Annotated in this window: 11 protein-coding genes; 9 read left to right on the top strand and 2 right to left on the bottom strand. The window is 53.5% G+C overall.

The annotated features are described in order from the left end of the window. Positions 1 to 88 precede the first annotated feature (88 nt). The 5 genes from arcA (at position 89) to HV345_RS20695 (ending at position 5,393) form a co-directional block, all read left to right on the top strand. Positions 89 to 1,309 carry an arginine deiminase gene (gene arcA / locus HV345_RS20675; protein ID WP_019078252.1) on the top strand — a complete coding sequence of 407 codons (1,221 nt, stop codon included), beginning with the start codon at positions 89 to 91 and terminating at the stop codon, positions 1,307 to 1,309. Between the two features lie 9 nt (positions 1,310 to 1,318). Beyond that, entirely contained in the window at positions 1,319 to 2,251 is a 933-nt protein-coding gene (gene arcC / locus HV345_RS20680; RefSeq protein ID WP_016151496.1) for a carbamate kinase, read from the top strand. Between the two features lie 55 nt (positions 2,252 to 2,306). Continuing rightward, positions 2,307 to 3,311 (top strand): ornithine carbamoyltransferase, encoded by a 1,005-nt coding sequence (gene argF / locus HV345_RS20685; protein WP_016155572.1) that lies wholly within the window; start codon positions 2,307 to 2,309, stop codon positions 3,309 to 3,311. 55 nt (positions 3,312 to 3,366) lie between these two features. After that, the gene (locus tag HV345_RS20690) at positions 3,367 to 4,770 is read left to right on the top strand and encodes a YfcC family protein (protein ID WP_181636009.1); all 1,404 of its coding nucleotides are present in this window, start codon (positions 3,367 to 3,369) and stop codon (positions 4,768 to 4,770) included. Positions 4,771 to 4,913: 143 nt separating this feature from the next. Continuing rightward, positions 4,914 to 5,393 (top strand): arginine repressor, encoded by a 480-nt coding sequence (locus HV345_RS20695; protein WP_003839609.1) that lies wholly within the window; start codon positions 4,914 to 4,916, stop codon positions 5,391 to 5,393. Here HV345_RS20695 and HV345_RS20700 read toward each other — a convergent pair. Further along, positions 5,390 to 5,512: a hypothetical protein gene (locus HV345_RS20700; protein WP_085951096.1), complete on the bottom strand. Its 123-nt coding sequence runs from the start codon at positions 5,510 to 5,512 to the stop codon at positions 5,390 to 5,392. The genes HV345_RS20695 and HV345_RS20700 overlap by 4 nt on opposite strands. On the opposite strand from HV345_RS20700, the gene pyrL reads away from it, so the two are divergent. The 4 genes from pyrL to ridA all read left to right on the top strand — a co-directional run bounded on the left by pyrL (position 5,492) and on the right by ridA (position 7,503). Further along, positions 5,492 to 5,593 (top strand): pyr operon leader peptide, encoded by a 102-nt coding sequence (gene pyrL / locus HV345_RS20705; protein ID WP_003025819.1) that lies wholly within the window; start codon positions 5,492 to 5,494, stop codon positions 5,591 to 5,593. The two genes, HV345_RS20700 and pyrL, sit on opposite strands and share 21 nt — an antisense overlap. 36 nt (positions 5,594 to 5,629) lie before the next feature. Beyond that, positions 5,630 to 6,565, top strand: coding sequence for an aspartate carbamoyltransferase (gene pyrB / locus HV345_RS20715; RefSeq protein WP_016151493.1), 936 nt, complete (start codon positions 5,630 to 5,632; stop codon positions 6,563 to 6,565). A 13-nt stretch (positions 6,566 to 6,578) separates the two neighbouring features. Then, the gene (gene pyrI, locus HV345_RS20720; RefSeq protein ID WP_016151492.1) at positions 6,579 to 7,040 is read left to right on the top strand and encodes an aspartate carbamoyltransferase regulatory subunit; all 462 of its coding nucleotides are present in this window, start codon (positions 6,579 to 6,581) and stop codon (positions 7,038 to 7,040) included. Between the two features lie 76 nt (positions 7,041 to 7,116). Next, positions 7,117 to 7,503 (top strand): 2-iminobutanoate/2-iminopropanoate deaminase, encoded by a 387-nt coding sequence (gene ridA / locus HV345_RS20725; RefSeq protein ID WP_016151491.1) that lies wholly within the window; start codon positions 7,117 to 7,119, stop codon positions 7,501 to 7,503. A gap of 61 nt (positions 7,504 to 7,564) precedes the next feature. Here the strand turns inward: ridA and HV345_RS20730 are convergent, their stop codons facing one another. Next, positions 7,565 to 13,108, bottom strand: a complete 5,544-nt coding sequence (locus tag HV345_RS20730; RefSeq protein WP_181636010.1) for a hypothetical protein — start codon at positions 13,106 to 13,108, stop codon at positions 7,565 to 7,567. Positions 13,109 to 13,178: the final 70 nt, after the last annotated feature.

Below are 13,178 nucleotides of genomic sequence, written 5' to 3' on the forward strand. Positions count from 1 at the left end.
TGAAATCAGCTGAAAAATCATGACTGCAATAAACATTATTTGCAGGCATCTCCTCTTTATTTTTTAAAATCGTATTAAAGGAATAATGATGGAAAAGCATTATGTCGGATCTGAAATCGGTCAATTACGTAGCGTAATGCTACATCGCCCTAACCTCAGCCTAAAAAGGCTGACGCCATCAAATTGCCAGGAATTGCTTTTTGATGATGTTCTTTCGGTAGAACGTGCAGGAGAAGAGCATGACATTTTCGCCAACACGTTACGTCAACAGGGAATTGAGGTTCTGTTACTCACTGATTTATTGACACAAACTCTGGATATCCCCGATGCCAAAAGCTGGCTACTGGATACACAAATTTCTGATTATCGGCTTGGCCCCGCTTTCGCCACGGATATTCGCGCCTGGCTTGCAGATATGCAGCACCGGGAACTCGCCCGACATTTAAGCGGTGGGCTGACATACGGAGAAATTCCTGCCTCAATCAAAAATATGGTGGTCGATACTCACGATATTAATGACTTTATTATGAAGCCATTACCAAACCACTTATTTACCCGCGACACCTCATGCTGGATATATAACGGCGTATCCATTAATCCGATGGCAAAAACTGCACGTCAACGAGAAACTAATAACTTGCGGGCGATTTACCGTTGGCATCCACAATTTGCCGATGGTGAGTTTATTAAATATTTCGGCGATGAAAATATTAATTACGACCACGCCACATTAGAAGGTGGAGATGTGCTGGTCATTGGTCGCGGCGCAGTTCTCATCGGTATGTCGGAACGTACCACGCCGCAGGGCATTGAGTTCCTTGCCCAGTCGCTATTTAAGCATCGCCAGGCAGAACGCGTCATCGCAGTCGAACTGCCGAAACATCGCTCCTGTATGCACCTCGATACCGTCATGACCCACATCGATATCGATACCTTCTCCGTCTACCCGGAAGTGGTGCGCCCGGATGTCCAGTGCTGGACCCTGACACCAGACGGGCGTGGCGGCCTGAAACGCACCCAGGAAAGTACGCTGGTACATGCCCTCGAAAAAGCACTTGGCCTCGACCAGATCAATCTGATCACCACCGGTGGCGACGCCTTCGAAGCTGAACGCGAACAGTGGAATGACGCGAACAATGTTCTGACGCTGCGCCCCGGGGTTGTGGTGGGCTACGAACGCAACATCTGGACCAACGAAAAATACGACAAAGCTGGCATCACTGTTTTACCCATTCCTGGCGACGAACTGGGACGTGGGCGCGGCGGTGCGCGCTGCATGAGTTGTCCGCTGGAACGCGACGGTATTTAAGGAGACGTTATGGAAAACAAACCTACCCTGGTTGTGGCGCTGGGCGGCAATGCACTACTCAAACGTGGCGAACCGCTGGAAGCCGACATCCAACGCAAGAATATTGAGCTGGCGGCAAGAACTCTCGCTCAACTCACGCAGCAGTGGCGCGTAATTCTGGTACACGGCAATGGCCCGCAGGTTGGACTTTTGGCGTTACAAAACAGTGCGTATGCCAACGTCACCCCCTATCCGCTCGATATTCTCGGCGCAGAAAGTCAGGGAATGATTGGCTATATGCTGCAACAGGCCCTGAAAAACCAGCTCCCACAGCGTGAAATTAGTGTCCTGCTGACTCAGGTTGAAGTCGATGCCCACGATCCAGCCTTCAGCAATCCCACCAAATATATCGGGCCTATTTATGACGAACCCCAGGCCCACGCGTTACAGGCGGAAAAAGGCTGGGTTTTCAAAGCCGATGGTAAAGCGTTCCGCCGTGTTGTGCCCTCTCCACAACCCAAACGTATCGTGGAAAGTGACGCCATTCGCACACTGATCGCCCGCGATCATCTGGTTATCTGCAACGGCGGTGGCGGCGTACCGGTGGTGGAAAAAGCCGATGGCTACCACGGTATTGAAGCGGTGATCGACAAAGATCTCTCCGCCGCCCTGCTCGCCAAACAAATCCACGCCGATGCGCTGCTGATCCTGACCGATGCCGATGCGGTGTATCTCGACTGGGGCAAACCTACCCAGCGCCCGCTGGCCCAGGTTACGCCGGAACGGCTCGGCGAAATGCAATTCGACGCCGGTTCAATGGGCCCCAAAGTCACCGCCTGCGCGGAATTTGTCTCTCACTGTCACGGAATTGCTGGCATCGGCTCGTTGGCTGACGGTTCGGCCATTCTCGCCGGTGACAAAGGCACGCTAATTCGGCGCGAAGCCACTGATGTTAACGCTTAAGGCTTTTTTTGCTGGGTAAAGCGAAGCCTTATCCAGCCTACATAAGGATATTTTCATGACTGTTAACCTGAAAAATCGCAATTTTCTCAAATTGCTGGACTACACCCCAACGGAAATCCAGTACCTGATCGATCTGGCTATCGAGTTAAAAACGGCGAAAAAAGCCGGGCGCGAAAGGCAAACGCTGGTCGGTAAAAATATCGCGCTAATCTTCGAAAAAACGTCAACTCGCACCCGCTGCGCCTTTGAAGTCGGCGCTTTCGATCAGGGCGCACAGGTGACCTACCTTGGCCCAAGCGGCTCGCAGATTGGTCATAAAGAGTCGATGAAAGATACCGCCCGCGTGTTAGGTCGCATGTATGACGGTATTGAATACCGCGGCTACGGCCAGGAGATCGTGGAAGAACTGGGGCAGTTCGCTGGTGTGCCGGTCTGGAACGGGCTGACGAATGAATTCCACCCTACGCAGATCCTCGCGGATCTGATGACCATGCTGGAACACGCCCCGGGTAAAACCTTACCCGAACTGAGCTTCGCTTACCTCGGTGACGCCCGCAATAACATGGGCAATTCGCTGATGGTCGGCGCGGCGAAAATGGGGATGGATATTCGTCTGGTCGCACCGAAATCCTTCTGGCCGGACGAGGCGCTGGTTGCCGAATGCCGTGAAATCGCCAGCGTGACGGGCGCGCGCATTACGCTCACAGAGGATGTTGAGGAAGGCGTTTACGACGTGGACTTTCTCTACACCGATGTCTGGGTTTCGATGGGAGAACCCAAAGAGGCGTGGGCAGAACGCGTCAGCCTGATGACGCCTTATCAAATTAACCAGCAGGTCATCGATGCGACCGGCAATCCCAATGTGAAATTCATGCACTGCCTGCCCGCCTTCCATAACGAGCACACCAAAGTGGGCCGTGAAATCGAAGCGGCTTACGGCCTGAAAGGGCTTGAAGTCACGGAGGAGGTATTTGAGTCAGCGCATTCCATCGTCTTCGACGAAGCAGAAAACCGGATGCATACCATTAAAGCGGTCATGGTAGCGACACTCGGCGACTAACCCCAGCGGGCATGTGTCGCCTGGCGGCATATGCCCAAGCTATCCGGAGAACATCATGGGCAAATTCAAATTTCCCAGCGCGTATACCATCCTGTTTATTCTTATTGCGCTCGTCGCCGTTATGACCTGGATTGTCCCTGCCGGGAAATACCAGATGGCGATAAATGCCACCCTGGGCAAAGAAGTGCCGGTTGCCGGTACCTATGCCCCAACAGAGGCGCATCCACAAGGTTTAACGGCTGTACTGCTGGCTCCGATTGACGGGCTTTATAACCACGAAACCTACACCGCAGGCGCGATTGATGTGGCGTTGTTTGTCCTGATTATTGGCGGGTTTCTCGGCGTGGTAAACAAAACGGGCGCCATCGACGCCGGCATCGAACGCGTGACGGTCAGGCTGAACGGCAAAGAAGAGTGGATGATCCCCATCCTGATGGGACTTTTCGCCGCCGGAGGCACGATTTACGGCATGGCGGAAGAATCACTCCCTTTCTACACCTTATTGGTTCCGGTCATGATGGCTGCGCGCTTTGATCCACTGGTTGCTGCTGCAACCGTTTTGCTTGGCGCAGGCATCGGCACCCTCGGTTCAACAATCAACCCTTTCGCAACGGTTATCGCCGCTAACGCCGCCGGGATCCCCTTCACCCAGGGAATGCTGATGCGCATTCTGCTGCTGGTCGTCGGCTATGTTATCTGTGTGGTATGGGTCATGCGCTATGCACGGAAAGTTCGCAGCCATCCTGAGCTTTCCATCGTGGCCGATAAAATGGAGGAAAACCGTGCCCATTTTCTCGGTAGTCGCGCCAATACCAATCTTGAATTCACGGCTACGCGTAAGTGGATCCTGCTGATATTCGCCGCCGCCTTTGCAGTGATGATTTATGGCGTCGCGGTGCTCGGCTGGTGGATGGCGGAAATATCTGGGGTTTTTCTGGCATCTGCGATTATCGTCGGCGTGATTGCCCGCATGAGTGAAGAAGCATTCACCAGTACCTTCATTGACGGGGCTCGGGATCTGCTCGGCGTGGCGCTGATTATCGGCATTGCGCGCGGTATCGTCGTGGTGATGGACAACGGCATGATCACCCACACCATTTTGCACAGCGCCGAAAATTTAGTCTCCGGTCTGTCCACCACCATTTTCATCAATGTGACTTACTGGCTGGAAGTCTTGCTCTCCTTCCTGGTCCCTTCCTCGTCTGGCCTGGCGGTGCTCACGATGCCCATTATGGCCCCGCTGGCTGACTTCGCCCATGTGCAAAGGGATCTGGTCGTCACCGCGTATCAATCCGCTTCCGGCATTGTGAATCTGATTACCCCCACCTCAGCGGTTGTGATGGGAGGGTTGGCCATCGCTCGTGTTCCTTATGTGCGCTACCTGAAATGGGTCGCACCACTGCTGCTAATTCTGACGGTGCTGAACATGGTTGTTCTGAGTATCGGCGCGATGCTGTAGTCCTGTTGGCCGTCGGATCCCGACGGCTTTTTTGAGCGCGCTCTCGTTTTTCTGCACAACCGCCCGTTTGAGCCGTTATTGATACTGCAAATGTGGTGAATTTCGCCATCGCATTGATACAAATGATAAATTTAGGGTTTTTTATGAAGGAATTCGATGATTACTCGACCAAAGAGCAGAAACAGTTGGCGATTTGTCAGCGCCTGATTAGCGAAAAAAGCTACCTGTCTCAGGAAGCGCTTCGCCGCGATCTACAACACCATGGTTTCACCGGGATTAGCCAGTCAACGGTATCTCGTCTGCTGAAACTGCTCGGTGCTATAAAAATAAGAAATACAAAAGGGCAAAAAATTTATTCTGTAAATCCGCAATCACGACCCGCGCCTGATGCTGCCCGATCGATTGCTGAAATGGTGGTCAGCGTGGAACACAATAGCGAGTTTATCCTCATCCACACGGCGGCTGGCTATGGTCGCGCCGTAGCCAGAATCCTCGATTATCACGCGTTACCAGAAATTCTCGGCGTCATTGCCGGTAGCAGTATTGTCTGGGTCGCGCCGCGGGTGGTACAGCGAACGGGCCTGGTCCATAAACAGATTAATTATCTATTCAAAATGAATTAAAATTCATAAGAACCGTTTGCGATGAATAAATAGTGCATTTTTCGCTTGATCCCATAACGGAGCTGAGTATAATCGCGGACAATTTGCCGGGAGGATGTATGGTTCAGTGTGTACGACATTTTGTCTTACCGCGTCTGAAAAAGGACGCTGGCCTGCCGTTTTTCTTTCCGTTGATCACCCATTCCGAGCCCCTCAATTGAGGGGCTTTTTTTTTGCCCAGGCGTCAGGAGATAAACATGGCTAACCCGCTCTATCAAAAACACATCATTTCCATAAACGACCTCAGCCGCGATGACCTTAATCTGGTCCTCGCGACGGCGGCGAAATTAAAAGCTAACCCGCAGCCAGAGCTGTTAAAACATAAGGTCATCGCCAGCTGCTTCTTTGAAGCGTCAACCCGCACCCGTTTATCTTTTGAAACCTCCATGCACCGTCTGGGCGCCAGCGTGGTGGGTTTCTCTGACAGCAGCAACACGTCGCTTGGCAAAAAAGGCGAAACTCTGGCCGACACCATTTCCGTCATCAGCACCTATGTTGACGCCATCGTGATGCGCCATCCGCAGGAAGGCGCCGCGCGTCTGGCAACCGAGTTCTCCGGTAACGTGCCGGTACTGAACGCCGGCGACGGTTCCAACCAGCATCCCACCCAAACGCTGCTGGATCTGTTTACCATTCAGGAAACGCAGGGTCGCCTGGACAATCTGCAAATCGCCATGGTGGGTGACCTGAAATATGGCCGCACCGTCCACTCCCTGACCCAGGCGCTGGCAAAGTTCGAAGGTAACCGCTTCTACTTCATCGCCCCGGACGCGCTGGCCATGCCGCAATACATTCTGGATATGCTGAATGAAAAAGGTATCGCCTGGAGCCTGCATGGCACTATCGAAGAGGTAATGGCGGAGGTCGATATCCTCTACATGACCCGCGTACAAAAAGAGCGTCTGGACCCGTCCGAATACGCCAATGTGAAAGCACAGTTTGTTCTGCGTGCCAGCGATCTGAACGGTGCCAGAGCGAACATGAAGGTGCTGCATCCGCTGCCGCGCATTGATGAAATCACCACCGACGTCGACAAGACGCCGCACGCCTGGTATTTCCAGCAGGCTGGCAACGGCATCTTCGCCCGCCAGGCGTTACTGGCACTGGTACTGAATAGCGAACTGGCACTGTAAGGGAGAAAAAGAGATGACACACGATAACAAACTGCAGGTTGAAGCCATCAAACGTGGCACCGTAATTGACCATATTCCCGCACAGGTTGGTTTTAAGCTGCTGACGTTGTTCAAACTGACTGAAACCGACCAGCGTATCACCATCGGCCTGAACCTGCCATCTGGCGAAATGGGCCGTAAAGACCTGATTAAAATCGAAAATACGTTCCTGACCGACGAGCAGGTAAACCAGCTCTCCCTGTACGCTCCGCAGGCAACGGTAAACCGCATTGACGATTATGACGTGGTGGGTAAATCACGTCCGAGCCTGCCTGAACGTATCGATAACGTGCTGGTTTGCCCGAACAGCAACTGCATCAGCCATGCTGAACCAGTATCGTCCAGTTTTTCAGTGAAAAAGCGCGCTGACGACATCGCACTCAAATGCAAATACTGTGAAAAAGAGTTTTCGCATTATGTGGTGCTGGCCAACTAATTGGTGTTGGTAATGATTTCCCGGCTCCCTATAATGGCCGAGAACATTCTATTACCGCTGTAATTCAGGAGAAATCATGAGCAAGACTATCGCGACGGAAAATGCACCAGCAGCAATCGGCCCATACGTTCAGGGCGTTGACCTGGGTAGCATGGTAATCACTTCCGGTCAGATCCCGGTCGATCCGAAAACCGGTGCCGTATCGGAAGACGTGTCCGCTCAGGCGCGTCAGTCGCTGGAAAACGTACAAGCTATCGTTGAAGCAGCAGGCCTGAAAGTGGGCGACATCGTAAAAACTACCGTCTTCGTTAAAGACCTGAACGATTTCGCAACCGTAAACGCGACCTACGAAGCGTTCTTCACCGAGCACAACGCCACTTTCCCGGCGCGTTCTTGCGTGGAAGTTGCCCGTCTGCCGAAAGACGTGAAAATCGAGATTGAAGCGATCGCCGTTCGTCGCTAAGCGTAAAAAAAACCGCCGGAAATCACTCCGGCGGTTCTGTTTTTACTCACTCAGGCTGTTATCAGAAATTGTGTTTAATATTCAGCATAAAGCCCTTGTCGCTGATGTTGTCCTCTTTCCAGTGGAAAGCGTCCAGCCCGGCGCTGGTGTTACCGGCGTTATACTTCACACCCACCTGTGCCATGCTGTTGATGCTGCCACCTTTCTGACCGTCGTCAACGTTGAAGCTCTGACCTGCCGCCCCCTGCAGGGACGCTTTTTTGCCAGTGCTGACGTAGCTCAGGTTCGGGCCGCCTTCCAGCGTCGCCGTTGCTGCCCAGCCATCCTTACCGGCATAGCTCAGCTTCATACCCACCACTGAATCAACCGCCGTTTCCGTGCTGCTGTTCATGTTCAGGTTAAAGTCGCCAGCACCGCGCTCCTGATAACCGTCTTCCATGGTGTGACGCAGTTTCAGACCAGCATATGGCACAACATCCAGCCCTTCGCTGACGGCGAAGGTTTTACGACCCTCGGTACGCAGCTCCAGGTACTGCTGACGGCTGTCCGCCAGCGCCTGTTTGTTGACATCACCGTAGTTAATGCCGCGTTTGCTGTCGAGCTGATGTACGTCGTAACGCAGGGCGTTGTTCCAGGAGAGACCTTCCTCACCGAGCGGCATGGCGTGCTCCAGACCCAGGAACTGGCTGTAACCGCCGGTGATACCGTCGCTGCCGGAAGAGACATTGCCTTTACCGTCCAGACGGGCAATACCGTACTCCATGGTCAGCGACTGATTATCGCCAAAGCCCAGTTTCTGACGCAGGGCCATCATGTCGTACTGCGTGTCTTTACCCAGTTCGGCACGCTGGTCACCTTTCGCCACCAGGTTAAACGACAGACCGTTACCCAGTTCCGGCGCGGCATCCGCCAGCATATCGAAGCGGTTGCTGAGTCTGCGGGCGTCGCGGGAGACGTTCACAGCCTTGTTGCCGCTGATTTGCTTCATCGCTTTCGTCACGTCGGCAGAGGTCTTCAGGTTCAGACTGCTGAACAGCTCGTTGTTGGTGTACGCGGCATCCAGCGCGCCGGCAACACCGCTGACGCTGCTGTCGGTCACCACATCGGTGTAGGCGTTTTTGGTCATGGTGACGTCCACGTTGCCGTTCGCGTCTTTCTGACCCTGCGCGCTCCACACCACGCTTTCAGAGGTGATGTTTTCCACGCCTTCCACATCAGCCCCGGTAAAGACGTTGTCGAAGGTCTGAGTCGTGGCAGCCGTACCTGCGGTGAAACCGGTATCCACGCTGACAGAATCCAGTGCCAGGGCGTTATTACCCGCATTAAGCGTACCGACAGAGCCGCTGGCGCTGGTACCCAACACATAACCTCTCACACGCTGAACAGAAGCGGGGGCAGAATTGCTGTCAGTTGGCGCAGAACCCATCTGTGTATCATCTGACGACATTGCACCGCCGTTCAGATTAATGGTGCCGCTGTTATGGATGGTGCTGCCTGCTGCGCCATCGTTGTAGAACGCCTGGCCGTTGTCGGCATTAATATTGATGGTGCCATCGTTGTACGCAACACCGCCATTGAACACAGCCATGCCAATTAATTGCGTATTCGCTGCAGGTGTTGTCTCGGTTGTATTCTCAAGGTTGATGGTGCCTTTATTGATAATGGTGCCGCCGTTGGCATACATCCCCACGCCGGAGTCATTGACGGTAATGGCGCCGTTATTCGTCGCGGTTCCGCTTTTGATAACCATACCGCCGCCAATAGCAGAAATACAATTCAGGTTAGCGTTGCACTGAAGCGTTAAGTTTTGCGTCGCAGAGTTTGCATTGTGAACAATCACACCGCCGGTTTCGTTAGTAATGGTGGCACCCATATTTGCCCCCATTGCCCAGGTATTCCCTCCCGTCGTGGTTATTGTTCCACTATTAGAACCTGTCACACCTGGCTGTATTACCGAAATCCCTAAAACGGAAATCTTATTAGCTATAGGGGTATAGTCGTTTGTGAAAGTGTACCATGTCTGATTGGCGATCTTATTGTGGATGACATTAATATCACCGGTATTAATGATTTTAGTACCACTATTAAAACCAGCTAAAGTGTCAACAATATAACCATTACTTACGGTTATCGGTGTTGCATCCATCGTTATGGAACCACTGTTCTCAATCATGCTTCCTTTTTTAGCAAAAGCCAGCGAGTTGAAAGACCCTCCTGTGGCGGTCACCTTGACGTCGCCTTTGTTTATAAATTTACTGTTGGCATCCTCAACCAAAATTGACTGAGTACCAAAAATATTCGCGTTACTACCGTTATTTTTAGTAGCGATGTTCAGCGTCGAAGTATCATCTAATATCAACAAACCGCCGCCGGTTATGCTGGCAAACTCCATGTAACCATCACTTGCACTTCTACCGGTTAAGCTTGATGCCCCCTGAACTGTGACCTGGTTTCCGGCACCATTAACCGCAATACCGACCATATCCGGCGCAATGGCCCAGTCGGATGTTTCTATGGCACTGTTAAGATTGATACCGTCCTGAACCACCACCGCATTGTTGTTTCCGGTAACGTTCAGCCCTTTCACATGGTCCTGATAAGTGTTAGTCGCGCCTTTAATTGTGCCGTTATTAATCAATTCAGTGTGATAAGGAGTAGCATCAAGGGAAATCGATCCGGTCACCGTCACATTATTAAAGGCTCCTGATACATCCAGACCCGTCATATCACGGCCAAACGGCACCGGATCGGTCGGTGAATTCGGATACGCCATCGGGTCGGTGCGGTTATCCTTCACGTTGATAGAGCCATCAACCAGAACGTTGGTGGCGTTTTGTGCAGAGTCATTTTGCGACGAGACAACAACGCCGCGATAGCCCAGGCCATCAGCAAAACGCAATGGTTTGCTGAGTGAGTCTTCCGTATTCGCGGTAACATTCACCGTACCGGATAATTTAACATCCGCCGATGTGCCAGAAACATTCAGACCTGTTGCAGAGGTATTAACATTCATTACGCCCGACAGCGTGACCTCATTATCATCACCAGCAACTATGGCCCCCGTCGCTTGCTTGCCGGTAATTGTCATATCGTCAGACGCCAGGTTAACGATGTTTGCATTACCTGTCACGTTCAGACCGGTGGATAACTCGCCCACCACCATTTTACCATTCTGATTTATAGTGTTGCTGTCGCCGCTGACTTTTGTCCCCGTCGCGCCACCAGTCACAGAACTCTCGCCGTCGTTATTGATAATGTTGTTATTACCAGCAACATCTGTACCGGCAGAGTCTGTGCCGTCCGCAGTCGTTTTTCCTTTGTTATCAACGGTATTATTGTTGCCGTCCACGCTGGTGCCGGTGCCGCCGGCAGTGGCGCTGGTATCTCCTTCGTTAGTGATTTCGTTTTTGTCGCCAGTGACATCCGTACCGATGGAGCCTGCGCCATCAGCGGTGGTTTTGCCTTTGTTGTCGATGATGTTGTCGTTGCCATCCACGCTGGTGCCAGTGCCGCCTGCAGCAGCGCTGGTGTCGCCTTCGTTAATGATTTTGTTGCCGTTCCCGTCTACATCCGTACCGGTAGAGCCTGCGCCATCGGCAGTGTTGTTACCCTTGTTGTCGATGGTGTTGCCGTTACCGTCAGCTTTAGTGCCGGTACCACCGCCAGTGGCGCTGTTGTCACCGGTGTTGTTAATGTCGTTGCCGTCGCCGGTCACGTCTGTACCGGTGGAGCCCGCACCATCCGCCGTGGTTTTGCCCTTGTTGTCGATGGCGTTCTCGTTGCCGTCCACGCTAGTGCCGGTGCCGCCATTGGCTGCGCTGGTGTCGCCTTCGTTAATGATTTTGTTGCCGTTACCGTCTACATCCGTACCGGTAGAGCCTGCGCCATCGGCAGTGTTGTTACCTTTATTGTCGATGGTGTTGCCGTCGCCGTCAGCTTTAGTGCCGGTACCGCCGCCAGTGGCGCTGTTGTCACCGGTGTTGTTAATGTCGTTGTTGTCGCCGATCACGTCAGTGCCCGTACCACCATTGGTGCCGCTGTTGTCGCCACCGTTGTTAATGGTGTTGCCGTTACCGTCTACATCCGTACCGGTAGAGCCTGCGCCATCGGCAGTGTTGTTACCCTTGTTGTCGATGGTGTTGCCGTCGCCGTTCACATCGGTGCCGGTACCGCCGTTGGTGGCGCTGCTCTCGCCGCCGTTATTGATGGAGTTACCGTCGCCGTCAGCTTTGGTGCCGGTGGAGCCTTCACCGTCGGCAGTGTTTTTGCCGTTGTTGTTGATGTCGTTGTTGTCGCCGGTCACGTCAGTGCCCGTACCACCATTGGTGCCGCTGTTGTCGCCACCGTTGTTAATGGTGTTGCCGTTACCGTCTACGTCCGTACCGGTAGAGCCTGCGCCATCGGCAGTGTTGTTACCTTTATTGTCGATGGTGTTGCCGTCGCCGGTCACGTCAGTACCGGTAGAGCCGGCGCCATCGGCGGTATTGTTGCCGCCGTTATCAACTGTGTTGCCGTTGCCGTCAACGTCTGTGCCGGTGCCGCCGTTGGTGGCGCCGTTATCGCCGGTGTTGTTGATGTCGTTGCCGTCGCCGGTCACGTCTGTACCGGTGGAGCCTTCACCGTCTGCGGTATTTTTGCCGCCGTTGTTGATGGTGTTGTCGTTGCCGTCCACGTCGGTGCCGGTACCACCGTTGGTGCCGCTGTTATCACCGGTGTTGTTGATGGTGTTGCCGTCGCCGTTAACATCGGTACCATTGGAGCCTTCACCGTCTGCGGTGTTGTTGCCGCCGTTGTTGATGGTGTTGCCGTTGCCGTCCACGTCGGTGCCGGTGCCGCCGCCAGTAGCGCCGGTATCGCCATTCACATTAACATCGTTATCATCACCGTTGATAATCGTCCCGGTATCGCCCGGGCCGCCTGCGGTGGAGCCGCCATCAACCGTTTTCTGCTGCCCGTCGCCGTCGATAACCGTGGTATCTGCGCTCGCCAGGGTAAGCTCTCCTGCGCGGTTGTACGACCAGAACAGGTTGTTACTGCCGTACGTTCCCTGCATCACCAGCGCATTGCCCATCACGTTCAGGCTGGTCACGGTCAGGGTTTTGCCGTCCGGTGCGGTCAGCAGGTAGCCGTCGCCCTGCTTGGTAATGGCGAAGGTGGTATTGGTATAAGTGACGCCATTCACCACCAGAGAGGCAAAGGTCAGGGTTTTCGCGCCCCGATCAAGGGTAACGCCATTGTCATAAACGAAGGTGGAGGTATCAGGTGTAACGGGGTCCACCGGATCGACAGGGTCGACAGGGTCCACCGGATCAACAGGCAACCCGGAGGACGAATGGCTGCCGCCGCCACCTCCGCCGCTCGCCGCGATACCCACCGTGGCCGCCAGCGCGGCGATACCGCCCGTCACCCACGCCCAGTTCTGCTCTAAAAAGCTTTCCGTGGCTTTCTGGCACTCCGGCGACAGTTTAGCCAGCTCAGCCTGAGAAAGGCTGCTGATATTTTCGGGACACTGCTTTTTTTTGTCTTCGTTGTTGTTAAGATCGGCGGCAAATGTATTACCGCTTAATGCCAGGGCAATACAAAATGAAATAGCTTTCCTTTGCATAATGTTACTCTCTCTGATGTGAGCGAAATGATATAGATAAAACGACATAGCGACGAAACATGCCGCCGCA

Source organism: Citrobacter sp. RHBSTW-00986, from assembly GCF_013783065.1.
GTDB classification, from domain to species: domain Bacteria; phylum Pseudomonadota; class Gammaproteobacteria; order Enterobacterales; family Enterobacteriaceae; genus Citrobacter; species Citrobacter braakii.